The 26,311-nt window shown below is 44.3% G+C and carries 22 protein-coding genes and 2 pseudogenes; 17 read left to right on the top strand and 7 right to left on the bottom strand.

The genetic code is table 11. The features are described from left to right. Positions 1-104 precede the first annotated feature (104 nt). On the bottom strand, positions 105-263 hold the full coding sequence (locus AC0YN7_RS23050) for a hypothetical protein (RefSeq protein ID WP_475812373.1): 159 nt from the start codon (positions 261-263) through the stop codon (positions 105-107). Between the two features lie 225 nt (positions 264-488). Between AC0YN7_RS23050 and purD the strand changes: the two genes are divergently transcribed. From purD to AC0YN7_RS23025, 5 genes are all read left to right on the top strand, one after another. After that, entirely contained in the window at positions 489-1,754 is a 1,266-nt protein-coding gene (purD, locus tag AC0YN7_RS23045) for a phosphoribosylamine--glycine ligase (protein WP_475812372.1), read from the top strand. A 164-nt stretch (positions 1,755-1,918) separates the two neighbouring features. Further along, positions 1,919-2,992, top strand: a complete 1,074-nt coding sequence (locus AC0YN7_RS23040) for a polysaccharide deacetylase family protein (protein ID WP_475812371.1) — start codon at positions 1,919-1,921, stop codon at positions 2,990-2,992. A gap of 37 nt (positions 2,993-3,029) precedes the next feature. After that, entirely contained in the window at positions 3,030-4,478 is a 1,449-nt protein-coding gene (locus tag AC0YN7_RS23035) for an FG-GAP repeat domain-containing protein (RefSeq protein WP_475812370.1), read from the top strand. A gap of 23 nt (positions 4,479-4,501) precedes the next feature. Further along, a complete protein-coding gene (locus AC0YN7_RS23030; protein ID WP_475812369.1) occupies positions 4,502-5,386 on the top strand; it encodes a response regulator transcription factor in 885 nt (294 codons plus the stop codon). Further along, positions 5,383-6,777: a sensor histidine kinase gene (locus tag AC0YN7_RS23025; RefSeq protein ID WP_475812368.1), complete on the top strand. Its 1,395-nt coding sequence runs from the start codon at positions 5,383-5,385 to the stop codon at positions 6,775-6,777. The genes AC0YN7_RS23030 and AC0YN7_RS23025 overlap by 4 nt, the downstream gene beginning before the upstream one ends. Positions 6,778-7,228: 451 nt before the next feature. On the opposite strand, the gene AC0YN7_RS23020 is transcribed toward AC0YN7_RS23025, so the two are convergent. Both AC0YN7_RS23020 and AC0YN7_RS23015 read right to left on the bottom strand, forming a co-directional pair. Next, the gene (locus AC0YN7_RS23020) at positions 7,229-7,693 is read right to left on the bottom strand and encodes a VOC family protein (RefSeq protein WP_475812367.1); all 465 of its coding nucleotides are present in this window, start codon (positions 7,691-7,693) and stop codon (positions 7,229-7,231) included. 83 nt (positions 7,694-7,776) lie between these two features. Beyond that, positions 7,777-8,705 (bottom strand): annotated as a pseudogene (locus tag AC0YN7_RS23015) (IS1595 family transposase); the annotation flags it as partial. A gap of 374 nt (positions 8,706-9,079) precedes the next feature. Between AC0YN7_RS23015 and selD the strand changes: the two are divergent. From selD to AC0YN7_RS22985, 6 genes are all read left to right on the top strand, one after another. Then, a complete protein-coding gene (gene selD / locus AC0YN7_RS23010; RefSeq protein ID WP_475812366.1) occupies positions 9,080-10,132 on the top strand; it encodes a selenide, water dikinase SelD in 1,053 nt (350 codons plus the stop codon). Positions 10,133-10,157: 25 nt separating this feature from the next. Beyond that, entirely contained in the window at positions 10,158-11,201 is a 1,044-nt protein-coding gene (gene mnmH / locus AC0YN7_RS23005) for a tRNA 2-selenouridine(34) synthase MnmH (protein ID WP_475812365.1), read from the top strand. A 245-nt stretch (positions 11,202-11,446) separates the two neighbouring features. Then, entirely contained in the window at positions 11,447-12,268 is an 822-nt protein-coding gene (locus AC0YN7_RS23000; RefSeq protein WP_475812364.1) for an alpha/beta hydrolase, read from the top strand. Between the two features lie 257 nt (positions 12,269-12,525). After that, the gene (locus tag AC0YN7_RS22995; protein WP_475812363.1) at positions 12,526-13,593 is read left to right on the top strand and encodes a DUF3048 domain-containing protein; all 1,068 of its coding nucleotides are present in this window, start codon (positions 12,526-12,528) and stop codon (positions 13,591-13,593) included. Positions 13,594-13,866: 273 nt separating this feature from the next. Beyond that, positions 13,867-14,478, top strand: coding sequence for a DUF47 domain-containing protein (locus AC0YN7_RS22990; protein ID WP_475812362.1), 612 nt, complete (start codon positions 13,867-13,869; stop codon positions 14,476-14,478). A gap of 25 nt (positions 14,479-14,503) precedes the next feature. Further along, entirely contained in the window at positions 14,504-15,499 is a 996-nt protein-coding gene (locus tag AC0YN7_RS22985; protein WP_475812361.1) for an inorganic phosphate transporter, read from the top strand. 2,196 nt (positions 15,500-17,695) lie between these two features. Here the strand turns inward: AC0YN7_RS22985 and AC0YN7_RS22980 are convergent. Together AC0YN7_RS22980 and AC0YN7_RS22975 are read right to left on the bottom strand one after the other, a co-directional pair. Further along, positions 17,696-18,355: a hypothetical protein gene (locus tag AC0YN7_RS22980; protein ID WP_475812360.1), complete on the bottom strand. Its 660-nt coding sequence runs from the start codon at positions 18,353-18,355 to the stop codon at positions 17,696-17,698. Positions 18,356-18,609: 254 nt separating this feature from the next. After that, positions 18,610-19,002: a hypothetical protein gene (locus AC0YN7_RS22975; protein ID WP_475812359.1), complete on the bottom strand. Its 393-nt coding sequence runs from the start codon at positions 19,000-19,002 to the stop codon at positions 18,610-18,612. A gap of 380 nt (positions 19,003-19,382) precedes the next feature. On the opposite strand from AC0YN7_RS22975, the gene AC0YN7_RS22970 reads away from it, so the two are divergent. The 6 genes and pseudogenes from AC0YN7_RS22970 (at position 19,383) to AC0YN7_RS22945 (ending at position 23,840) form a co-directional block, all read left to right on the top strand. Beyond that, entirely contained in the window at positions 19,383-19,673 is a 291-nt protein-coding gene (locus AC0YN7_RS22970) for a YerC/YecD family TrpR-related protein (protein WP_475812358.1), read from the top strand. 10 nt (positions 19,674-19,683) lie between these two features. Beyond that, positions 19,684-20,463: a sirohydrochlorin chelatase gene (locus AC0YN7_RS22965; protein ID WP_475812357.1), complete on the top strand. Its 780-nt coding sequence runs from the start codon at positions 19,684-19,686 to the stop codon at positions 20,461-20,463. Between the two features lie 61 nt (positions 20,464-20,524). Beyond that, entirely contained in the window at positions 20,525-21,442 is a 918-nt protein-coding gene (locus AC0YN7_RS22960) for a diacylglycerol kinase (protein WP_475812356.1), read from the top strand. A 181-nt stretch (positions 21,443-21,623) separates the two neighbouring features. Continuing rightward, positions 21,624-23,090, top strand: coding sequence for a 23S rRNA (uracil(1939)-C(5))-methyltransferase RlmD (gene rlmD / locus AC0YN7_RS22955; RefSeq protein WP_475812355.1), 1,467 nt, complete (start codon positions 21,624-21,626; stop codon positions 23,088-23,090). A 209-nt stretch (positions 23,091-23,299) separates the two neighbouring features. After that, positions 23,300-23,598: pseudogene (locus AC0YN7_RS22950) on the top strand (IS5/IS1182 family transposase); the annotation flags it as partial. A gap of 50 nt (positions 23,599-23,648) precedes the next feature. Further along, the gene (locus AC0YN7_RS22945; RefSeq protein WP_475812437.1) at positions 23,649-23,840 is read left to right on the top strand and encodes a DUF5983 family protein; all 192 of its coding nucleotides are present in this window, start codon (positions 23,649-23,651) and stop codon (positions 23,838-23,840) included. A 171-nt stretch (positions 23,841-24,011) separates the two neighbouring features. On the opposite strand, the gene AC0YN7_RS22940 is transcribed toward AC0YN7_RS22945, so the two are convergent. Both AC0YN7_RS22940 and AC0YN7_RS22935 read right to left on the bottom strand, forming a co-directional pair. After that, positions 24,012-24,785, bottom strand: a complete 774-nt coding sequence (locus AC0YN7_RS22940) for a S1 family peptidase (protein WP_475812354.1) — start codon at positions 24,783-24,785, stop codon at positions 24,012-24,014. A 387-nt stretch (positions 24,786-25,172) separates the two neighbouring features. Further along, entirely contained in the window at positions 25,173-25,925 is a 753-nt protein-coding gene (locus AC0YN7_RS22935; protein WP_475812353.1) for a GIY-YIG nuclease family protein, read from the bottom strand. Between the last annotated feature and the right edge of the window lie 386 nt (positions 25,926-26,311).

The raw sequence follows: 26,311 nt of genomic DNA, 5'->3' as shown, positions 1-26,311 counted from the left end.
AAGTAGCCTCACTAGTAATGAGCATTACCTCACTAATTTCGTAAAAGCCTCAGTTGCGTTTGGAATAAGTGAGGTACCCTCACAAATTAGTGAAGCTAAACTCATTAATCGAAGCAGGTTTTTACCGTATAAAAGCCAATAGTGAGGTAAAACTCACTGCCCATGAAGAAAACTTCACCAGTAATGAGCTTTACCTCACTAATTCCGTGCAAAGCATCGGGTATGGCTGGGATTAGAGAGGTAGCTTCACTAGTAATGAGCATTACCTCACTAACCCTGTGCAGCCCACGGATACGCTGAGGATTTGTGAGTTAGCTTCACCAGTAATGAGCATTACCTTACTAATTCCGTGCAAAGCATCGGATATGGCTGGGATTAGTGAAGTAGCTTCACTAGTAATGAGCTTTCATACCTCAGATATAGTGAGGACGTCCCAGTCTGAGCCTTAATACGCCCGAAATAAATGAGTTACTTGGAGGTTATCTGCTATGCGCATTTTGGTCATTGGCGGCGGCGGACGTGAGCATGCGATCGTCTGGGCGCTGAAGAAAAGCGAGAAGGTTAAAGAGATTTTTTGCGCGCCGGGCAATGCCGGTATTTCGCAGCTAGCGGAATGTGTGCCGATTGCGGTAGGACAGTTCGATGAGCTTATCCGTTTTGCTAAGGATACACAAATTGATCTTGTATTTGTCGGTCCGGATGATCCGCTTGCGGACGGTATTGTTGACGCTTTTGAAGCGGCAGGCATTCAAACGTACGGACCTCGCAAAAACGCGGCGGAAATCGAAGGTAGCAAAATTTTCATGAAAAATTTGCTGAAAAAATACAATATTCCAACTGCAAAATATGAGACCTTCACAGATTATGAGTCAGCTTCGGCTTATTTGCACACGCAATCCGCTCCAATCGTTATTAAGGCTGACGGATTAGCGGCAGGCAAAGGGGTAACGGTTGCAGCTACTCTTGAAGAAGCGGAGAAGGCTCTGCGCGAGATGATGGTTGATAAAGTGTTCGGCGAAGCGGGCAGCCAAATTGTCATCGAGGAATGTCTCATAGGCCAAGAAATGTCGATCCTTGCATTTGTTGACGGCGAGACGGTTCGCGCGATGGTTCCTGCTCAGGACCATAAGCCGATTTTCGACGGGGATAAAGGTCCAAACACAGGCGGTATGGGCACATATTCACCTCTGCCGCATATCGATCAAGCGATCATTGACGAGTCGATTGCTAATATTATTATTCCGACCGCTAAAGCAATGGTTAGTGAAGGACGTCCGTTCCGCGGCGTTCTGTTCGCGGGTCTCATGATTACGAAGGATGGCCCAAAGACGATCGAATTTAATGCCCGAATGGGCGATCCAGAAACCCAGGTTGTACTGCCGCGTTTGAAAACCGATTTGCTAGACATCGTACTGGCATCGTTTGATGGCAGTTTGGATCAAATGGATATTCAATGGAGCGAAGAAGCTGCGGTTTGTGTCGTTATCGCATCCGAAGGCTACCCGGCATCTTATCCGAAAGGCCGTGTTATAACAGGTCTTGCAGAGGCGGAAGCACAGGGAGCGCTCGTATTCCATGCGGGTACAACGGAGAAGGATGGACAGTTCGTCACCAATGGCGGACGTGTGCTTGGCGTAGTAGGCCGCGGCCGAGATATTGCAGAAGCGCGTGCTCGTGCATATGAAGCGGTTAGCGTTATCGATTTCGAAGGTAAGCAAAGCCGTACGGATATTGCTGCCAAAGCACTTTTGTAAGATCTATATTCAATCATAAAAGGCTCAGATGATCAGGAATATTTGATCATTTGAGCTTTTTTGCAAATATGTCAGAAGAACTCGAAACATGTTACTATTTTGTAACTCTATTAATCTTCTATTCCTTTAATATAAAGCTATCAGAGGAATAGAAGGTGAACGATTTGGAAAAAGCAAAAAAACGTCGTAGGAGATTAGGAGTTCTGATCTTATTAGCAGCATTAATGGTTTGGGTAGGGGGCTGTGCTCTTGGTCAGCCGCTGAGTTTGTCGGCACTTAATCCTGTCGGTGGAGAGTCACATGTAAACAAGGGGAATAATGAGCAAGGGAAGCAACCGAATGAAGGAAAAGAAGATGGTTCAGAAGTTGTCGTAGTAGGGAAAGATTCACCAGACGGAGAAGTGGTCAATGGAAATTTGGAGGACAAGCCTGACGCTGATAAGGACAAAGAACCAGAAAACAATCAAACAGACGGCGATGTAGATAAAACACCTCCAACTGATAAAGACAATGGCTCAGAAATTACGCCTCCGAAGGGTCAAACGGATGCTGAAAATACAGAAACGGACAAGCCAGATAAGCCTGACAAAGATAAACCAACAAATAAACCAGATACGGACAAGCCAAATAAACCAAATAAGCCAGACATAGATAAACCAAGTGAAAAGAAAAAAATCGTTGCACTTACCTTTGATGATGGGCCTGATACCCGTTATACAACTGCCATATTGGATATCCTGAAGGAAAAAGACGTTAAAGCGACCTTCTTCATTGTAGGTCAGCAAGTAGCTAAGCATCCAGAGATTGTGAAGCGTATCGTTGACGAAGGTCATGCAATCGGCAATCATTCTTATAATCATAAAGATTTATCCAAGCTAAACAAAGATCAAATTATAACCGAAATGACTACAACAGATAAACTCATTAAAGAAGCAGTCGGCTTTACGCCAACGCTGTTCCGCGCACCTTATGGCGCCGTTTCAGATACGCTCAAAAATGTTCTTAAGGATAATGGCCGCGAATTAGTCGGTTGGAATGTGGACACACGGGATTGGGCTGGTACTTCGATTGCAAACATGCGAAAAATGATAAAAAATGAGACGAAGCCTGGCAGTACAATATTAATGCATTCCTTTGGAAACAAGTATGTTAAGAACACGGTAGAAATGCTGCCTGATGTCATTCAGGATTTAGAGGATATGGGTTATTCGTTCGTCACATCTGATAAAATGGAATAGAACAGAGGCGAGCGTAAAGCACGAGGAGGCAGTAAATTTGGTTGAGGCTGATTATTTTAAGGCCAAAAATAGACGAAGGAGAATGATCCGACCCAGCATAATACTAGGTGGGGTCATTCTTCTTGTCTTTATGGCAACAGGATGTCGTTATACGGCGACACCGGGGGATCTACTGCAGAAGCCGGCTATCTCTGAAGACAAGCAGGCCATAGTGGATGCAATAGAAAAAGCGCTTCCTGTCTACAGCAAGCTTACGCTGCCGATTAGAGAGGATATGAAGGAGGCCATCCGTTTTGTAGATATTGACGGAGATGGCACGACGGAAGCGATCGTATCCTACTACAACGAATACAGCACCCCAGAATTAATGGTGTTTAAATATGCGGCAGACATATGGAAGCCTTGGGTACTCGTACAAGAGCCGCTTGCACGTCAAATCGCTTGGTTGAAGATTGAGGATCTCGATGCAGATGGACAAATGGAGCTCATAGTCGGATGGATCGGCGCGTTTGATAGTCCGAATGTGCTTGATGTTTATTCATTTAACTCGAAGCCTATTCGGAATGAAACGGGAAAGCTTGTGCTTGAACCGATTGAATCATTACCCTACTCCTATGCGGAAACAGGCGATTTAAACAATGATGGAGCAGTAGAGCTTGCTGTTATATCCGAGTTGGGTACGAAACAGGAATATGACTTGCCAGAGTATGATCTAACCCTTTATAAATGGAAGGATAACCGGTTGGAGAAATGGATTGAAGTGCCGGTAAGCAACGACGTTAACAGTTATGACCGAATGATTATGGGACGGGTGTCACCGCGGCATAATGGTATTATTTTGGAAGGGTCTGTGGGTGCTCATAGCTCATATACCGCCATGTATGCATGGGATAGAGGAAAGCTTCGTCTTGTATACCCAGTGGAGTCGTCAGCTTATGACGGAATAACAGGGACAGGTACGCGCAGCTCCGATATTAATGGTGATGGAATAATAGAGCTGCAATGGACGAGGGAGGCCCCCGGATATCCGAATACTTCTTATGCTGATTCCAAGTGGATCAATGAATGGATGCAATGGGATGGTCAAAATAGTTTCGTGAAAATTACGGAGGAGTTCAGCGATTATGGCTATGGCATTCAACTGCGCATACCAGACCAATGGATCGGTCGCTATACGATGAGCAATGCAGATGATGAGCAATTTGCTGTTGTGAATATCGAGTATTGGAATGAGGAAACTGATCTTACATCGAAGCTGGCCACCTTATACGCTGTGCCGCAAAAACAGTGGGAGGAAGTAGAATCTGAATGGAAGCAACAGTCGCGTTCAACCAAGGTTTTGCTCAAGGACAGCGGCAACGTCTACGCTATTTCGTTCGTGAAGGAAGCTCCGATTGATTGGACTGCCGAGGAGCGGCAAGCGTTCAGTAAGATGATGGAGGTGGAAGACCAGCTCGTTTCTTCTTTGACAGTTCGAAAAAACTAGCAGAGAAGAGCAGGCTGTAACTTATGCGAATTTTATTGTTAGAGGACGAGGAGTCAATCCGCGGATTTGTGCGAATTAATCTTAAACGAAACGATATGGAAGTAGTCGAAGCTGAAAATGGTGAGGATGCACTTTCATTTGCAGATACAATGGGACCGTTCGATATCGCGCTGCTGGATGTTATGCTTCCGACAATAAGCGGGTTTGAAGTTTGCGAACAGCTTCGCGAGCGTTATCCGCGTATGGGAATCATTATGTTGACTGCGAAGTCGCAGGAGGAGGACAAGATTTACGGATTGGAGCTCGGAGCTGACGATTACGTACAGAAGCCGTTTAGCCCAGGAGAGCTGATAGCAAGAATTAAATCTTTGTATCGGAGAATGAAGCCGGGACTTGAATCCGTAAATACAGAGGTTAGCGCAGCCATAGAGGTCAATCCGTCATTTCCAGTGAAGCATGAGGAACAAGTGGATCGAGAGGGTCAAGCCATTGATCCAAACAGCGCCCAGCCTCAAGCACAAATATCAACACAACCGAATGCTCAGCAAAGTATAGAGCCTATGCCAATGCGGACAGAGACTTCCATAAGGGCTCATCTGGAGCTGAACGTAAAGCCATTTCGACTATCGGTGGCCGAGCGGAAATTGTGGAAGAATGATATCGAAATTATTTTAACGCCTACAGAATGGACGCTTGTACGTTTGTTGATGGAACGTGTTGGAGAGAGTGTGAGTCGCGATCATATCTTAACCGAGGTATGGGGACGTTATTATGTAGGTGATTTAAAGGTTGTTGACGTAAACATTCGCAGAATTCGTCAAAAAATTGAATGTAATCCGTCTGAGCCATCTTTTATTGAAACGGTATGGGGCTACGGCTATCGCTGGAAGAGGGGCATAAACGAATGAGGAGCTTGCAAGCGAGAATGGTGTGGAGCTATTTGCTGCTCATCGTGCTTGTTGTCAGTGTGCTTGGCGGTGCCTTCGCGGCTTTGATGTGGAATTATTATTATGGAGGCGCGCATAGCTCAGTGAAGCAGCGGGCCGAGTCGGCACTAACGCTGCACAGCCGCTCATTATCTTCACTTACAGTGGAGGATCAGGCGGATTATTTGCTGCAATATATGGTTGAAGGCGGAACAGGTCTGCAATTGCTGGACAGCACAGGCCAAGTGCGGATTGATTCGGATGGCTTTGCCCCTAATATTAACTATACGACACCGGATGTGAAAAGCGCGATTTCCGGATCGACAGGAAGCTGGAGAGGCGAAGATCCCTATTACGGGCAAAGGGTATTATCGGTCACCATTCCGTTATGGAATGATAAAAGAGTCGTATCCTTGCTTCGTTATTCAGTCTCACTGGAGCAGGTAGATGCAACAGTCAACTTAATTATTCGAATGGCGGCATTGGTGGGAATCAGTGTTGTTCTATTATTTCTTGGATTAAGCTTAGTTTTAGCACAACGGATCGTACAGCCCATTCGTGAGTTGACACGTGCTGCCCGGTACATGGCAGATGGTGATTGGACGCGCCGCGCCTTGCGAAGAAGCGATGATGAGATCGGTCAGCTGGCGGAAACATTTAATACGATGGTTATCGAATTAAACAAACGCGAGAAGCTGAAAAATGATTTTATTTCGTCTATTTCGCATGAGCTGCGCACACCGCTAACTTCGATTAAAGGGTGGAGTGAAACGCTGAGGGATAGCGAGCCGACGGAGGATGATGAAGAGGTTAAGCTCGGGTTAATGATTATTAGCAAGGAGACCGAGCGCCTGTCCGGACTGGTGGAGGACTTGTTGGATTTCTCCAAGCTGTCTGCACAAACGATGGAGCTTCATACCGAGGTGCTTGATCTGAATGGCCCGGTGAAGGAAACGGTGCGTCAGCTTGCGGTTCGTGAGGAGCAAACGCGTGTACGATTATTAGCCACATATGTAAAAAGCCCGATCGTGGTGTGCGGAGATGCGAACCGGCTGAAGCAGGTGATCATTAACTTGATCGATAATGCGTTTAAATTTACAGAAGCGGGCGGCACGATCCGGGTTGTAACGCTAGTTGAAGAGGAGTATGCTCTGCTGAAGATTTCTGACACAGGTGTGGGAATAGACGCGGATGATCTGCCGCTTGTAACAGATAAATTTTACAAGGCGAATACGATGCAGGGCGGCTCTGGCTTAGGACTCGCTATTTGCAAGGAGATCATCGAGCTCCACGATGGCCAGCTTACTATTGACAGCGAACGCGGAGCAGGCACGATCGTTACCATACGTCTGCCTCTTATACGTGAAGAGTGAGATTTGGCAGAGACAGGCCGTTATTCTTTATAAAACAGCAGGCTTTTGTTTGCTATCACGTAGACAATAGCAATGACCACCCCGACAACCAGCAGGGTCGCCAGCCAGTGATCCTGTAACCATGCAATCCATAATGGCATTTGTGTACCTCCTTAAAATTTTGCTGGGGCAAAATTGCTTCGAAAGCATATGCTTGGATTTTTTGAAAAAAAAACCATCTTCGAAAGCATGAGCTTAAATTTTGCTGGGGCAAAATTGCTTCGAAAGCATAAGCTTATCCATAGTATGTCCCGCATTAGCTGTGCGTATTTAGTGGGAATTGGGAGTGAGTTATACGTACAGAAGATTTATTTTAAAGGCTATGTTAAATTTTAATGTTGTTTCTCAACCAAAATAAAAACCGCCCTTGCTAGGGCGGTTGATTAACTAACGTTACCCGTTAATTGAGCGATTAAGGCTGCCATATTTCCCAAAGGTTACCGTCAGGGTCATAGAACGGTAAGTTTGGACCGCAAGTTTGCCGAATTTCGCCTACGATGTTCACTCCGTTTTCCTTAAAACGTTCGAAAAGCTCTTGGATATGAGGAGTAACGAAACATCCAACTGCATGGCGTTGACCTCCTTCCCATGTTCCTGTAAATCCTAGTCGTCCACCTTCAGCCCCAGATTCGATTAGGAACAAAGCAGGAATCGACCCTGTAGCAGGGTCTTGAGGGTTTCCATTAGCATCGAGGAATCTCATGATTGACATTTTCATCCCAGGCTCTACACGATGGTTGTTCGCAGGTTGGCATCCTAAATTTTTCTGATACCATCTAACGGATTCGTATACATCACTGACTGGAACGTAAATACAAGTTACGCCTGTAATGTCTTGCGGTTTTGCCTCCACTTTGATTGCATCATTCACTTGCATATGTCCACCTTCTCTTCTCTCAATGTGTCATATCAAATAATATTTCTATATCAAACCAATATTTTCCTGTTTTTAATTGCGCGTTAGCTCAACAAAAACATGCCATCCGTCGAATTTTCGAATTTGTCTCCTTCAAACAGACAAGAAGAAACTAACATATTTTTCTTATTCGACGATGTGTTTTCATATTCCTTGCTATCCAAATAGCGAAACCACGCTAGATAATGCTCCAAATACTTGGTTGAGACGCCGTTAAAACGGTCCAACCATCTCTTTAGGCGGCTATGGTAGCTATTGACGTTCTGGATATGATAAACACCTTTGACTTGTTTTCCGTCAGACTTGAAACGGTAATGCGGCAAGCCCTTTCCATTAGCATAGGTACTGAAAGCTCTCCAAGAATCCGTGCAAAGCACATTGGAGCTGGAAAGGTGAGAGCCAATCGCTTCATCTAATTTGGTAGTTCGAATTCGACCACGCCAGAGAATGCCAGAGAAAGTCATCTTTTGGCGGTCACAGGCAACCAATACACATACCTGGTCATTACTGATACCACGATTCTTCGCTTTGCCACCGCGTTTACGTGGTTTGCGTTCAGAAATGCCTCTCTTGCCCTTCTCAGAGTATAGGAAATAAGTTTCGTCCATTTCGACGATACCCTGGAATGCCTCTGTTGGCATTTGCTTCAGTGCAGTAAGTATTTTACGCCGCCAATAAAACAAGGTCACATAAGTCACTTCGCCGAACATCAGCTCAGCGCATTTCCGCAGTGAGTAACCCTCAATCATGAATTCGATAAATCGAACCCACAGATGGGGTCTTCTGGTCCGTTTGAGAGGGGTTTTCGTTAAGTCATTGAATGTTTGAAGACAGCTTTTGCAACGATACCGTTGGCGTTTAACCTCTCAGCACGCGTTTTAATCACGTATTTACCAAATAGTACAACTGTATGGCTCTTGCAATGAGGGCATACAAGTCCCTCTTTATGTTTACGTTCCTGAATTTCATCAATGGCTCGTAGAGGTACTGCATTCCCATTAGTTCGCTATTGTAAAAACAAGATAAGTTCTTGCTTGCTATTATCATCCAAGCCAGCGGCGAGATTCTTCAATTGCTTTAAGTCATATTAAATATCAACAATTTGGTTTAACACAGCCATTTTAAAAGAAGCATGACGCCTTAAGAAAGGAGTCATGCTTCTTGCAATTTGTAGATTGTATCCGTTTTGGCATGCTTTGCATCGGAAAGGAAGAAGCACTCTTTTTTTTCGACGGAAACTGTGATAACCTCAGATATTAATATCAAATTATAAAAAAAGCGGCGTGCCATATACCAAACGAACGTAGAGGACGGCGCTAACTTTAAACCTAGAAGGGAATGAGAGGAATGTCTCAAGCGAATACGGTTAAATTGACAAGTCTATCAAGCAAAGGGGGATGCGGCTGTAAAATAGGTCCAGCTGATCTCTCTGAGGTACTTCGGAACCTTCCCTTATCTGAACCAAACCCTAATTTGCTTGTAGGTCTCGATACGAGCGATGATGCCGGTGTATATAAGCTGAACGATGAGCTTGCAATTGTACAGACGCTTGATTTTTTTACGCCAATTGTTGATGATCCTTACTCCTTCGGACAGGTTGCCGCGGCCAACGCGATCAGCGATATTTACGCAATGGGCGGTAAGCCGCTAACGGTGCTGAATATTGTCGCGTTCCCAATTCATACATTGGACAAGCAGGTTCTGACCGATATTTTGCGTGGAGCCGCGGATAAAGTGAAGGAAGCGGGAGCTACCCTTGTTGGCGGACATTCCATTGACGATAAGGAACCGAAGTTTGGTCTTGCGGTTACTGGCCTCGTACATCCAGACAAAGTACGGACAAATGCGGGAGCAAAGCCTGGGGATAAGCTGATTCTGACCAAGCCGATCGGTGTGGGTATTCTAACGACATCCATCAAAAAAGACCAGTTGAGTGAAGATGAGATTAGCCGTGTTATTGAAGTGATGGCAACGCTGAACAAAGTCGCGGCTGAGACAATGGAGCCTTATGACGTTCATGCCTGCACAGATGTAACCGGCTTTGGCCTTCTTGGTCATGCATCGGAGATGGCTAAGGGCAGCAAGGTTGGTATTCAGCTGTCTCGAGCAAATGTACCGGTTCTGCCGCGAGTACGTGAATTAGCTGAGGCGGGCTTCGTGCCTGGAGGAACAAAAAATAACTTTGCTCATCTAGAAGGCTCCGTTACGTTCTCTGAAGAACTGGATCAAATTGATCAATGGATTCTTTGCGACGCGGTTACTTCGGGCGGTCTGCTCATATCGGTTTCTTCAGAACAAGCGGAGACGCTTCTGGATAAGCTGAGGACAGCAGGTGTGGAAGCGCATCTTATCGGAGAGGTTACCACCGAGCAGCCCGGACGGATTCATGTAACTGCTTAGAACCACGTAAAAGGAGCTGTAGTCTATGTTTCAGGATCTCGACGTAATGGAGCTGCTTGAGCTTCAACGCAAAGGAGTTGTCCAATTAATTGATGTTCGCTCGCCTTCCGAATTCGCGGAATCTACGATTCCCGGAAGTGTAAATATACCGCTCTTCAACGATTCAGAGAGAGCGGAAGTCGGCACTCTGTACAAGCAGGTCAGCTTGGAGGCGGCTAATGAAAAAGGGCTCGAAATCGTATCAGCCAAGCTGCCAAGCTTTATTAAGGAAATAATGGGAAGCGGTCCCCCGCAGAAAGTCGTATTTTGCTGGCGGGGAGGTATGAGGAGCCGAACATCTGCTACTCTTGCTTCCCTCATGGGGCTTAAGATGTTCCGCTTGGCAGGAGGCTTTCGTGCCTATCGTAAATGGGTTGTGGAGACGCTGGAAAGCTGCACGACGCTGCCGCCATGTTATGTCATTAATGGGCTTACCGGTACGGGGAAGACGGAGCTTTTGATTCGTTTACAGGAACTAGGTTACCCTGTTATTAATCTGGAATGGATGGCTGAGCATAGAGGTTCGATTTTCGGACATATTGGAAAAATACCAAATAATCAAAAATCGTTTGAATCACGCTTAGTCCATGAACTCATTCGTTTGAAAAACGCGCCGTACCTCATCCTTGAAGCGGAGAGCAAACGAGTGGGGAAGATAGTTTTACCCGACTTTCTTGTTAAGGCGAAAGAAGAAGGAAAGGCATTTTATATTGATATCCCTATAGAGGCAAGGGTGGCAACAATTCTAAAAGATTACAAACCGCATGAGAGTAAAGAGGATTTTGTTCGTTCCTTTGAACAAATCGAGAAGCGGATTCATACGCCTATTGCTGCGGAAATTCGCGGCTCGCTGAAGGAAGACCGATTTGACGAAGCGGCGAAGCTGCTGCTTCTGCATTACTATGACCCTCGCTATCAATATGCGACGGAGAAGTATGAACAGGAAACAGTACACATAACTGCCTCCGATCTCGATCTGGTATTGGAGGAAGTTATTCAAAGACTGCCTCCTATTTCACAAGAAGCGTAACCAATGAGGCCCAGCAATATAATTACTAAGAAGTTATCCCTTGTTATTAGACACTGGGGATAACTTTTTTTTCAATATCTCCGCGAAACGAATGCTTGCCGCAATGGCTGGTATAGCCGTTTACGCTTGTTTATTCGACTGTGGATAAGCGATTGACAGGTCGCAAGCAGCGGTGTATGATTAGTTTATTGATAATTCAAAGTAAATAGGTAGGATTTATTATATATAGCTAGGAGGTTCTCAATATGGAGAAGCACTTGACGTTGCGACACGAAGAACTTGAGCTTGCGGCAACGCTGCATTACCCGACGGATGGAAGTAAAGACGATGTTGAAAAAAAACAAGCGATTATTATATGTCATGGATTTGTAGGGAGCCGTGTTGGTGTAGACCGGTTATTCGTAAAGGCTGCGCGCACACTTGCCGCCCAGGGGTCCTATGTGCTTCGCTTCGATTATGGCGGCTGTGGGGAAAGTAACGGAGATTACGGTGCGCTCGGATTTGATTCCATGGTTGATCAAACGCGAAGCGCCATCGATTATGTAGCCAGTATGGAATGCGTAGATCCAAGAAGAATCGTACTACTTGGACATAGCTTAGGCGGAGCGGTAGCCATTATGACGGCTGTTAAGGACAAGCGGGCGAAGCGTCTAGTGTTATGGTCGCCAGTTGCTTATCCATTCAATGACATCGTACGCATTGTAGGACGAAGCAGCTATGATGAAGCTGTTAAAGCTGGGAGCTCGGATTATGTAGGGTATACGTTGAAGCCTGTATTTTTCGAATCGCTTCTGCAGCATCAGCCTTTTCAAGCAGCAACGAGGTTTGGCGGCGAAGTTTTGCTCGTTCATGGAACAAGTGATGAGCTCATACCGGTTGATTACAGCTTCCTGTATCAGAAGATCTTTTGGACGCGTAACGAGGGTATATGCGATAAGCAAATCATTTTTCAGGCCAACCACACTTACTCGGATCGAAATCATCAGGAGGAAGCGATTCGCGCTACTTCAGATTGGTTGAGCGGTCTCGATAAGCAGCAGGAGGATTGGCATCACTGGAGTATCTAACTGCATAGGGGTACACAGCTTGATTGTGTGGAGGTTTCGGCAAATCAAGCAACGTAGGAAAGGGACGCACTTTTTTCAAAAAAGCCGCGTCTCTTTTTGTCTGTTTACATATTACAATAATGCTCCGTTATCATGAAACTGTATTAATGAGAGCAAAAAGCAACTTTTTGTCAAGACAACCATCTAAAAATGTGTTTAAATGGAAGTTAGATGTAAACGGAATCATATTTTTTATGAGAAAGAAGGTAGTGTTGTATATGGAAAATCGATTGCGTATCGCGATAAGCGTGATGCTATTAACGTTCATTATCATCGTTACGGCATGCAGCGGCAACGGGAGCAAAGTGACGCCGGAGGAAAGCGTTAAACCAAGTGAAACAATAGGCACCGAGCCCATTATCGAACCTACGCCATTGCCATTTACAGCATCGCTTACTGGACTAAAACGAGAATCTGATGTTATAGCGCGGCCGATTGTCGTTATGATTAATAATTTTGCAGCAGCTCGTCCTCAGTCAGGCCTTACCAATGCTGATGTTGTGTGGGAAGTGCTTGCCGAAGGCGGTATCACACGTTTGATCGCTGTATTTCAAAGTACGGATGCTTTGACGGATACGATAGGTCCCATTCGAAGCATTAGACCTTATCTCATTGATATTGCCGACAGCTTTGGGGCGGTGATGGTACATGCAGGCGGCAGCAATGACGGATATGCTATTTTACAGAAGCAAAGAAAGCCGTATTTGGACGAAATAACAAACGCGGGCAGCTATTTCTGGAGAAGCAAGGAAAGAAAGGCGCCGCATAATCTATATTCGACGCTAGAGAAGATGAGAGCGGGAGCTGAGAAGAAGAAGTACAGCTCGGACATGCCAGTACCGACTTATACATTCTCTGATACGGGTGCTGCTGACGCGGGAGAGCCGGCTACGGATATTACAATTAATTTTTTATTGAAAAACTATAAGGTTGGGTATATCTATGATGAGACAAGCGGTTTATATAAACGTTCGATTGGGGATAAGCCGCATATTGATATGAACAATGACGAGCAGCTATCAGCTACGAATTTAGTTGTACTTGGGGCAGATCATAAGACACTTGATAATGAAGGACGTCTCGCGGTTGATTTGACCTCTGGCGGGCAGGCGATTTTATTCCAAAAAGGTAAAGCAATTGAAGCAGAATGGCTGCGTGCTCCTGATGGAATGATTCGAATTGTGAAAAACGGGGCTGAGCTGGCATTCACACCCGGCAAGACCTACTTCCACATCGTTCCAAATTCACCGACATTTGCGGAACATGTCGCATGGGTACAAAATTAGTTTCTTGGGAATACTGTAAATATACGTTAATAGGTAAGCTTTCAAAGCTAAAAATCGACGTAAACCTATAAAGGGTTTGCGTCTTTTTTATCTCTGTGCAACGTATGTTTTTGCTGGAGCGTACGACGATAGCCGTTTTTGATGCATTTTGAAATTTTTTTTTTAGTTTTCATAAAACATTTACATTCTCTTAACAATTAGAAGGTAAACTATGATAAGATATTCTGGGTTCTTAGCAAGAGCCTAACCATCCAGTCAGCGAAGGGGATTAAGATGTTCAAGAAAAAGGATATTTTCTTTAAAACATTTGAAGAGATGGCAGACACAATCGTTGAGGCATGTGAGTATTTTGCCAAAGGATTATCTAATTTATCAGATGTTGCTACTTTTGCCAAAACCATGAAGGAATACGAAAGTAAATGCGACAAATACACGCATACGATCTTGAAGGAATTGAACAAAACGTTCATTACTCCAATCGAACGTGAAGATATTATGGCGCTAACGACTTCGCTTGACGACGTTCTTGACGGAATCGAAGCATGTGCATCACGGTTTGAAATGTACAACATTCGTGAAAAAGATGAGCACATTCAGCTGTTCGGCGATATTATTCTTCGCTCATCACAGGAAATTAAGAAAGCCATCTATTTGTTGACACAGAAAAAGCTGCTTGCAATGCGTGAAAATTGCATTGAGCTTAACGAGCTTGAGAACCAAGCGGATGATTTGCTTCGAGTATGCATAAAAGGTTTGTTCACAAACGTAAAAGATCCAATTGAGTTGATGAAACGTAAGGAGATTTACGAAATGCTAGAAGAAACGACCGACTTCTGCGAGGATGTTGCTAATACGCTGGAATCGATCATTATGCGTAACAGCTAATCTGGAAAGTTAGGAGTCATATACGATGGATTTAATGGTTCTTTGGATTGTAGTGTTTCTTGCGCTTTCGTTTGATTTTATAAATGGTTTTCACGATACAGCTAATGCGATTGCTACTGCGGTATCAACGCGGGCATTAAAGCCGCGTGTTGCAATTATGATGGCGGCTGTTATGAACTTTGTCGGAGCGGTTACGTTTACCGGCGTTGCAGCGACAATCGGTAAAGGTGTAGCAAATCCAGCAGAGCTTGAGCATGGCGTTCCGATTGTAATTGCCGCGTTATTATCGGCTATTATATGGAACCTGGCTACATGGTGGTTTGGTATTCCATCCTCCTCCTCTCACGCATTAATTGGCTCATTGGCTGGTGCGGTAATCGGTGGAGCAGGAATGAGTGCAATCAACAACGACGGTTTAATTAAAATCGTACAAGCGTTGCTGCTCTCTCCTTTGATCGCTTTTACTGCAGGTTTTATTATTATGTGGATATTAAAGAAGATTTTCGCCAAATCAAGTCCGCATCAGATTAATAAAGGATTTCGTTTTGGTCAAATCATTACAGCTGCTTTCCAATCATTCTCACACGGTACGAATGATGCACAGAAGGCAATGGGTATAATCGTATTCGCACTCGTTGCTGCTGATGTACAAGATACGATGGATGTTCCTATGTGGGTTAAGCTTTCCGCAGCAACAGCTATGGCTCTTGGTACATCGGTCGGCGGTTGGAAAATCATTAAAACGATGGGTACGAAAATTTTTAAAATCGAGCCAATTAACGGGTTCGCGGCAGATATAGGTTCCGCTGTAGTTATATTGACGGCAACGATGATTCATTTGCCAGTCAGCACTACACATGTTATTACTTCCTCTATTCTCGGTGTCGGCAGCGCGAAGCGTTTCTCCGCCGTCAGATGGGGCATGGCAGGACGCATTGTAATCGCGTGGGTCATCACGATTCCGATCACGGTTTTGATGGGGATGTTCGTCTACTGGCTCATTCACTTTCTCAACCTATAGGAATACGTAAGAATACGACAAGTGAGGCAAACTCACTAATTAGTGAGGGGAATCTCACTAATTAGACAGAATGATGTGCTTATCAGTGGGATAGTGAGTAAAACCTCACTCGCCATGAACTTAGGTTCATGGGGAGTGAGATTTACCTCACTATTTTTTGTTTTCTCTAAACATGTAGTGGGCTGGGAGTGAGACTTGCTTCATTATTAGTGATGTTTACCTCACTATTTTTGTTTTCTCTAGACATGTAGTGGGCTGGGAGTGAGACTTACTTCTTTATTAGTGATGTTTACCTCACTATTTTTGTTTTCTCTAGACATGTAGTGGGCTGGGAGTAAGGCTTACATCAGTCTTAGTGATGTTACCTCACTGTTTATTGTTTTCTTTAAGCATGTAATGGGTTGCAAGTGAGTCTTGTTTCATACTTGGTGATGAGTATTATTTAACTGACTGATGTTCACCTTCACTCCTGATGAAGTGGCAGGCTTCTAAGGAGGAATACAATAGACAAACCTGATGTGAAGATGCGCAACTTGTGTTTGTACACTTTTAGAGTAACCATTGTAATTTAACTGACCTTGTAATTAAGGAACAAAAGTTGGTTGTGAACTAGTGAGGACTGCAGTATATTTTCATTTGCCTTTAAACAGGTGGCTTTTTTCGGTTCACTTGTCTGAGATGCATGCTGCATATGCTGCATGCTGCATCACAAATAGCTCTACTTGCACATCGCTATTTGAGGTCTCTCTCCCTCATTAACAATTTCAATTTAATGCATTTGTTGAGCACGCGTACGTGATTCCATTCGCTTCACCTACTTTACAAACTCGTATCAACCCGTATAGCTGGATTCAATTCGTATTAACTCGTATCAACCCGTATAGCTGGAATCAATTCGTATTAACTCGTATCAACCCGAAATAACTGAATCAGCCGGTATTAACACGCATCAACCCGAAATAGCTGAATCAGCTAGTATTAACTCGTATCAATCCGAAATAGCTGAATCAGCTGGTATTAACTCGTATCAATCCGAAATAGTTGAATCAGCTGGTATTAACTCGCATCCAACCGTAATAGCTAAGATCAACTAATATCAACTCGTATAAGATGTATCAGTGAGGCTGACTCACTAATTAGTGATGTGAAACTCACTAAAAGGACAGATATTTGAGCATTTCAATCAGTTAGTGAGGTAAACCTCACTCTCCATGAAGTTTAGTTCATGGGCAGTGAGATTTTCCTCACAAATTAATGTGCACTCTTGGATTAGTCCAGATTAATTGTGAGGGTAGCTTCACAATTAGTGATTAATGCCTCAATAAGCTACACTCTTAGAGTATTTGTCGAGCATGAGTATAAGGCTCCGTTCGCTACAGTTAATGTACATACTCGCATCAATCCGTAATAGCTGGAATCAATTCGTATTAGCTCATATCAGCTCGCAATTAAGGAGGCTGACTCACTAATTAGTGATGTGATACTCACTAAAAGGTCGGATATTTGAGCATTTCAATCAGTTAGTGAGGTAAACCTCACTCTCCATGAAGTTTAGTTCATGGGCAGTGAGATTTTCCTCACAGGTTAATTTGCACTCTTGGATTAGTCCAGATTAATTGTGAGGGCAGCCTCACAATTAATGATGTATACCTCACTATGCTTTTATGTTCTACGGAGATTGAGCTGATCTGTGGATAAGTGTCATCAGAAAATATCGAAATTTGCATCTATGCACATTAAACTAACAGCTGTGTATGACTTCGAAGAATCAAAGCTAACTTGGAGATTCATGTGACTTTTACGGATGGAATAACAAAATTATTGATAATTAGTCGACCATTAATTGATCTAAGAAGGTTGATTACATACATTTAAAAGACTACCTATGCACAATGAACTAACAGCTGTGTATGAATGCAATATGAATGTTGAGGAATTATGTCGAAGGTTGTAATTATGCACAGATCTGTTCTGTTTTGTGAGCTAGTGATGTGATAATGTTGTGGATATGTAGTGAATTTAGTTATCCACAGCGGGATAACTTAGAATTCAAAAGTGTGATAATGTGCATAAATGATAAGGATGCATGTGGATGGGTTTGAAATAATATTTTATGACGGACAGACTCATTCTAATTCGATTTGTTTTTTATAGACGCTGAAAATTTATATAGGTGCTGAAAAGTACCCATTCTAATTAAATGTAATTTGTAAGTAGGTACGTTGTTACTCTGCTTTGGGCTGGTTGGCTGTGAAGTACACCTTCTCGTTCATAACGTTGGAGCCAATCTATGGCGGTGCGGTTGGTGATTTGGAACTCACGTGCAACTTCACTTGGTTTAAGCTTGCCATCTCGTCGCATGCCCATTTGGATAAGAAGTTGCTTGCGCATATCCCAAAGATTGCTCGATTTTCCGCTATCGCCGCTATGAGTTAATGACCACCAGTGGCCGATTGCTTGCTTTAGCTGAAACATGCATCTTTGTGGATGATTTGCCACCTGCCAAGCTGAGAAACGGAGAATGATCCAGCCTGAGAGGACGAGATCATTCTGACGCAGAAGATGATCATTGAACTCGCCAGGTGAAATATCACGGGCATGAGTGGTGAAACCATCGATTTCAATAACTAGGCGCATACCATTTTTCACATAAACGAAATCTGCAAATCGGTGACCGCCCTTATGATCGATGAATGGATATTCAGCACGAAGACCGTCAAAGTTATGGTCGAACGAGGGTCCCCACACCTGTTCCAGAAAGACCATTGCTGACTTGTCCAGCTTATTTCGATAGGTGCCGTTTACAGCTGCTTCACGGTCAAATGCTTCAATAAAACGAATGATATTGGGATGCATGATACTCCTCCTTAAAGTTTTGGGATGCAAGACTACTGAGAAAGCTATAGGTTAGTTTATGGTGGAAACGAAAACACCCCGACCACAGCGCTAAGCGCTGCGATCGGGGTGTACTTCACTCCCTATTCAATACCAATATCATAACGAATCACAGTTAATTGAGCAAGCCATCAATAAATTTTGTGTGAATGATGATACTCCATGAAGAGAAGTGAGCAGAGTCTTTTAGTGTTGTTGTTTTTGATGCCGATGAATTATCGGCGTTTTGTCGTACGGGGACGGGGACGGCGACCACCTTTGTTGTTGGAACCAGTGCCGGTTCCAGTCTTACGACGCTTGCGACGCTTCGGTCTCCATTCTCCACCATCATCATCATCTGATACAGCAGCCGATTTTTTACCGAAGGACCCGAAGAGGACTTTGACTAATGGCGCCATCTGGGAGACGCTGGACATTACCTTCTGCACCTTCGTTACTGTCGTAAGAATACCATCTATTCCGCCGATCCGATCGACAAAGCCCTTGATCTCGCCCAAGCTTGCAAGAGAGAAGCCTCCAGCTTTTGTTGAACTCGGATTTTCCACTAACCCTGTTGATGTATTAGAGGAGATGGGCAATAAGTCTTGTGCGGTATCTGGCAGCAACACTTGCGTGCCGTCTGGAACTTCTCCACCAAAATTAAAGCCGCTCGACTTCGCGCCAAATGATTTATGTGGGCCTTCTACTTGACGAAAACCGCCGTGCGCCTCGTTTTGCTGGTTGCTGGCACCGGGGTTATTGCGATAGTTCACACGGATCACAACCCTTTTTTTATATTAGTCTATGGAGTAGGCAAACATATGGATTGGACGAATGACCCGGGTGCGGATATTTATTCTAGATGTATGCCCTCCTTCTGAATGATTGGTTTAATGGAGACTTGCTTGAGCCTTCTTCTATTCAGTAAAGCGTGAATACGGTAATGTTTGAATAAATCGGCTAAAAAAGCTACAATAATAGCATTAGTTTTAATTAGGAGTGAATGTGTATGCAGCTCAAAAAGCTGAACGATAAAGCGGTAGACCAACTGTTCGAAGCGATCCTTACTTTGAAATCGGTTGAGGAATGTTATGTGTTTTTTGACGACTTGTGTACGGTGAATGAGATCCAGTCATTGTCACAGCGCCTTGAGGTGGCGCGTATGCTCGGTAAGGGCAGCACCTATAATGCGATTGAAGCGGAAACAGGGGCAAGTACGGCAACTATCTCACGAGTGAAGCGTTGTTTGAATTACGGTAATGACGGGTATAAAATGGCTTTAGAGCGTCTAGGACGATAGGTCGTCAATAATGAAAAAGCCAGGATTTCTCGTTATCAGTCATGGCTCCAGAGAGGCAGAGTGGGTGCAGCTTGTTGATCAAGCGGTTGCGGCTGCTGCGTCTTCTTCTGCGTTATCCGACATACCGATTATTTCGTCCTTTCTCGAAATCGTTGAAGGGCGACTTATTCAAGATGGTATTGACGCGCTTGAAGAGCTGGGTGTAACGGATATTTATGTGGTGCCTTTGTTCATATCCTCTGGCAGCACGCATGTCGATGAAATTGGGCAAGCTTTTGGCTTGCCATGGGTATCGGATTTAGAGGGCGGCCTTGGTACTTTTCGAGTTGCTTCCTATATAACGTATGGTTCGCCAATTGATGATGATCCAGAAATTGCTGAGCTGCTCGCAGCGAATATTGCTGAGCTGTCGCAGGAGCCTTCACAAGAAGCGCTGCTGCTCATTGGGCATGGCAGCAAGGAGAAGGTGTTCCACGAGCGTTGGCAGCAAGGGCTGGCCTTGATAGGTGAGAGATTGCGGTCGCTTGGCGGCTTCGCTCGAGCAGAATACGCGATGCTGCTGCCTGATCAGGCGGCGGCGAAGCTTAAGGCGATGCAGCATACGAATCCTGAGGAAGCGGTCATAGTTGTGCCGCTTTTTTTGAGCCAGGGTTATTTTACAAATAAGGTGATTCCAACTCGGCTTGCCGGACTTGAATATCGATATAACGGACGGGCAATGCTACCTCATCAGGCCATTGAACGATGGCTCGAGAGACAAATGATGGAGTGGTTGGCGCGTGTGCGATAAGCGTTGGGTGAACATGATAAAGTGAATACGATGTTGAACGGATTATTAGGGGTGAGCTATAATGCAAGCAATTAAACGAGCAAGACTTATTTATAACCCGTCTTCGGGTAGAGAAGAAATGAAAAAACGTTTGCCGGATATTTTGAAAAGGCTGGAGCAGGGCGGCATCGAGACGAGCTGTCATGCGACAATAGGAGAAGGTGACGCGACGTTTGCTGCATCCGAGGCAGCGGATCGTGACTATGATTTAATCATTGCCGCGGGCGGTGACGGGACGTTATATGAAGTCGTTAATGGCTTGGCGAATAAGCCGAACCGACCTCCTCTCGGTATTATACCTGTGGGGACGACTAATGATTTTGCGCGGGCGATGGGTATTCCTAAGCATTGGGAGTACGCTTGCGACCTCATCATCCAGCAATATACGCGACCGGTTGATGTGGGCAAGTCGAATGATCGTTATTTTATAAATATTGCCGGTGGCGGTTCCTTGACGGAGCTGACCTATGACGTGCCGAGCAAGCTGAAGACGATGGTCGGGCAGCTGGCTTATTATATGAAGGGCATGGAGAAAATGACTCGTCTGAGGCCGACCCATTTGAAATTCGAAGCGGCCGGTATAGGTGAATTTGATGACGAGTTTATGATGTTTCTTATTTGCAACAGCAACTCCGTGGGCGGATTCGAACGGCTAGCACCGGATTCCTTGTTGGATGACGGATTGCTTGATGTGCTTCTTATAAAAAAATGCAACCTACCGGAGTTTATAAAGCTAGTGACGCTCGCACTGCGCGGTGAGCATTTCAATGACCCCCATGTCATTCATTTTCGGACCAATGAGATCAAAGTGACAACACCTGACTACGTACAAATCAACTTGGACGGCGAATATGGCGGCGTGCTGCCGTGCACGTTCTCCGTGCTTCCGTCACATTTGCAAATTTTTGCAGATGAAATGGGTGAGTCGACGTACCGATAAGTTGCGGATAAGGGTTTTTGAAAATTATAAGACTTTATAAGTTTCACACTTATACACGGCTTATAATTCACTGCGAAACGAGCTTTGCGGCCTAGGACGGCGACAGCCGTTTGCGCTTGTGATGGAATAATAGGGATAGATAAGTAAGCATGAATAGGTGAAGGCAGAGCGGAGAGAGTTTATGAATAAAGGTAAAAATAGGAGCGGCAGACATAACGGGGGATCACGTAAAGCTGGGACATCGACAGCAGCAGCTGCGGCGGATCAAGCGAATGCACCGTTTCAAAAAAATGAAGAGGTCACAGTCGAAATAATCGGCCTGACACATGACGGAGAAGGGGTAGGGCGCGCTGACGGCTTTACCTTTTTTGTGCAAGGGGCGCTTCCTGGTGAGAGGGTACGCGCTAAAGTAATGAAGATGAAGAAGCAATACGGATATGCTCGCTTGGAGGAATTGCTTCTAAAGAGCCCGTCGCGTGTAAACCCGCCTTGTGATATTTATAAGGAGTGCGGCGGCTGTCAGCTGCAGCACTTTGATTATCCCGCTCAGCTGGAGTGGAAGAGGCAGCATGTTGTGGACAACCTTGTTCGTATCGGCAAACTGGATATGGACGAGATCGTAGTTCATCCTACGATTGGAATGGATGAGCCTTGGCAGTATCGGAACAAAGCGCAGGTACCTATTGGTGCAAGTGCTGTGGACGGACAATTGCTCGCAGGCTTTTACGCTCGCGGCAGCCACCGAATTATCGACATGGACGATTGTCTCATTCAGCATGAGCACAATGACGAGGTCATTCGAGTTGTGAAGAGGATTGGGCGCGAGCTTGATGCTTCCACATACAACGAAGAGACGGGGCGCGGCATTTTGCGCCATGTGATGGCACGTACTGGTGTCGTGACGGGTGAGATCATGGTCGTTCTGGTCACGAATGGCAAGAAGCTGCCATCGGTGGATCGTTGGGTTGAGCGCATTCGGCAGGAGCTGCCGGGCGTGAAGAGTATTGTGCAGAATGTGAATGAACGGAACACGAACGTAATCTTTGGAGATGAAACTCGCGTGCTTTGGGGCAGCGATGTTATATATGATGAGCTAGACGGTATCCGCTTCGCGATATCGGCGAGATCGTTCTATCAGGTGAACCCTTCGCAAACGGTGGAGCTTTACCGCAAAGCGGTTGAGTATGCTGGTTTAACCGGTTCGGAGACGGTTATCGATGCTTATTGTGGAATTGGAACAATATCATTGTTCCTAGCACGGCAAGCTGGCCGCGTCTACGGCGTAGAGATTGTGCCGGAAGCAATTGAAGATGCTGCACGCAATGCGGAGCTGAATGGCATAACGAATGCTTCGTTTGAAGCGGGCCCTGCTGAGGTAGTCATACCTCGCTGGCGCACGGAAGGGATTACAGCTGATGTAATCGTCGTCGATCCTCCGAGAAAAGGCTGCGATCCTGCGCTACTTGATACGATACTAGCTATGAAGCCGGAGAGAGTGGTTTATGTGAGCTGCAACCCGTCTACGCTGGCAAGGGATTTGAGGGTGTTGGAAGATGGCGGGTATAAGACGGTGGAGGTTACGCCGGTGGATATGTTTCCTTGGACGGTTCATGTGGAGTGCTGCTCACTACTTGTGAGGAAAGATTAAGAACAAATTTCAACATTTTCAGGGGCTGCCCTCAGTCATTTATATGACTTTTGGGACAGCCCCATCCTGTTTATAAGATATGGACTTTTTCAGTGGCCTCATAAAATCCTCGGGATTTTTTTTAGGTGAAATATAAAGCTACCATTGAACGGAAACACCTATAGAGAAATGTATTTAACAGAATGCACAAAGTGTTAAAACGAAGAAATGCGTATACGGAACGTGAAAGTTTTTCATATAGCAAAGAGAACGTAATTCAATTCGCTACTCAATGGTTACACAGGGAGCACGAAAGAATGAAGATGAGTTTGAGTTTAACAAAGATGTGGGAATGTATGCCTGTAAAGAAGTGGCGATTCGCAAGGCTTTTCATCAAATAAAAGGAGTGAGTACAAACCAAACGGACACATACTACTTTGATACTGAGAAGTGCAAAAGTTGCCGATTGAATGATGGTTGTTATAAAGAAGGAACTAAATGCAACAGTTATTCGGTGAGCATTAAATCCATCGGATTAAAACCTTCTCCAGCTGATAGAAGGTTTTATGTTCTCATGCAATTACATTCATAGGGGATGCTTATTGGGGATTTTTCGTTCCGGTCATTCCGGAAGAACGCCTCGAGGTACCCGAAGACCTCGGGCACATTCTTGATTATGCGAATGACCGCAGCTGGACATCCGTCATGCTTGATTCTGAAGGTGAGAGTATTGATGATCTACCATTTCGTTGTTGGAAATATATTTCATAAAATGGGCTGGCGCAGCCTTAAAGGTAAACACCAGGGGGCTCCCTGGTGTTTTTTGATTTTCACGGGAATAAGTAACGAGCTGCATAAACAGTTCGTCTTGAATCCTAATAAAAAAACAATCAATATAGAAGTGTAAGACTGTTCTTTTTGTTTATGAAAATAAAGCACTCATTAGGCAAACTGATTTTCCGGTAAAAATATCTCTGTAATAATCTTGGGCTTCCATACTCGGCCTATTTCCACATCATCCCGTATTCGTCCTGAGTAAACTCCAAGAAACTTAGTTACCATACCCCCACCAATCAAATGAGTGCCATCGGCTCTCGTATACCCACTTGATATTCTTAGAATGACTGGTGCGCCTGACATTCCACCCCTTGTCGTCGCATCAATTAAAAACATCCTCCGTCCTTCATAATCAACCTGTGGATCGGAAGCTATGTGACCCGTTTTCCAAATTGGCCAGCCGGTAGAAGATAATCCAAATGGAAATCCGATAATTGATACCAACATTGCTGGGCGAATTACTACATCAGTATTAACTAACCTAAAATCTAGAGGATAATATTGAATATTTTCATTCGGAGTTAGTGGAATTGCTACAACGTCTATATCACGTCCATTTGGATGTTCAAGCCACCTATGTTTACCATTGCTTTCATATAGTTTTTCTGTTGTTTCTATCCACTCACCGAATTGATGTTTAGAGTGATGTCTGATCTTTATTGAGTCTGGAAATGCTGCAGTTCTTTTATCAAGTAATTCATTAGTTTCTGGATTGCGCCCAGATACAACATGCCAGTTTGTAATTACAAAATGCTCATCATTGAAGTAAAAAATAAAACCTGTTGCACTACTAAGGTGCTCTCCGTTAACCAAACATTCTAGTTTAACACTTGGTAAGCTTAACGGATCAATATCTTCTATCTTCGGATAAAGATGCATAAAATAATCCCCCTATATTAATCCTTTTTAATAAGAATACTAGATAGTGTTCGGCTAAGATATTAATCCCAAATGATAGCTAATTATAATTGTCTAACATCTTTTTTTCTTTTGACATTAAGACCTTCATTATTTAATACCGCTGCATACCACCCCGAAAATTCGGAAGCGACCAGGATAAATCAATCCTGTTCCATTCCGAATTTTTTTGTTCCGCCTTCTGCTCTACAAAAAGGGGTGCCCGAAATACATCGGCGAGCTTATGCAAATTTGCGATTTTCATGGTATTCCTTGGGATTGGGAGGAGACTAATAATGGCCAATAATCCCCGAATTTACTATCGATCTACTTAGAGAAAAACAGCCTAAACTGTAGCTCTTTATAGTGTTATTTAGTATAAGCCGCCTCTTTATTCAAAGAAAGACTGATTAGATGCAGCCGAAGGTCAGCCCAATTATCAGGATGAAAAATATTTCCTTGTTGGATATTATTAACATCCATAGCTTGCGCAGACTCCCTGGCCTGACGAAGAATCTCCTTATCATCTAAATTTTTATAATTCCGTATGCCATCCAAAATTACTGGCATATATTTCTCCTTCCACCACTGGCAACTAACATAATTATTTGTGTCTACGTATAAGTCATGATCTTTATCCTTGAGATGATCAAAGAGCTCTATTAATGCTTGTGTTTCCGGTTCACATCCAGATTCATAGGCTTCTATTTCAAGGTCAGATCTTTCTAGGTGAGCATTATTAATTAGGTAACTCTTCTTATTGTGTTCACGTTCTGCCTTAGTTAAAACCACAACATTTTTTGAATTAAAGATGGGTCTAAGTTCATTGATAAAGTAGATTTCATTTATTAGTCTATCAAAGGGATCTGCCTTAAAAATCTCGACGCGGTAAAAATACGCTAAATAATTTTTTGTTGCATCTTCCTTTCCATCACTATGTTCTTGTAGACGATTAGTAATGTCTTGCGATTCACCTACATACAAAACTTGGTCATTCTTGCCGCAGATTACGTATACCCCGCTATATTGGAATTGTTGTAAGGCAGGTTCTTGCCACCAGAACACTTCAGTCCTCTGCTGTAAGTCTCCCATAGTGTACGGCTTTGTTGTTATGTTTAGCATTTTAATTCCACCCCTGTTTTGTAATGGTCAATCTCTTTGATTATACACATGGAAAAACAAGGGAGATACATTTTCTTATGAGACACATGGGTAGTCTAAGACAATCGGATTAATAGTTTCCCCCAGTTATTCAGTTAGGACGGCCAAGCGAACTAGCAGCTCTAAATCCGCCCCAAACAGCCCGTTTAAAAGCTGCGTTCCATAGGCAGTCTTTTCCTCCGTTGCTTTCCGATGCTAAAAACAAGAGCACGGCAGGATAATAAGCCATCCCGCTGCCAAACCTGTCCGTGCAAGAGTGGATAATCACATTCGAGAACGCCATCCCTTTAGGCATTCCCTTGCACGGCCAAAACCGGCACGGCAATTTGGGCTGACGACTACGTTAT

Source organism: Paenibacillus sp. J31R122 (genome assembly GCF_056269185.1).
The sequence above is the reverse complement of the archived record's forward strand: the minus strand, read 5'-3'. Positions and strand labels throughout refer to the sequence as shown.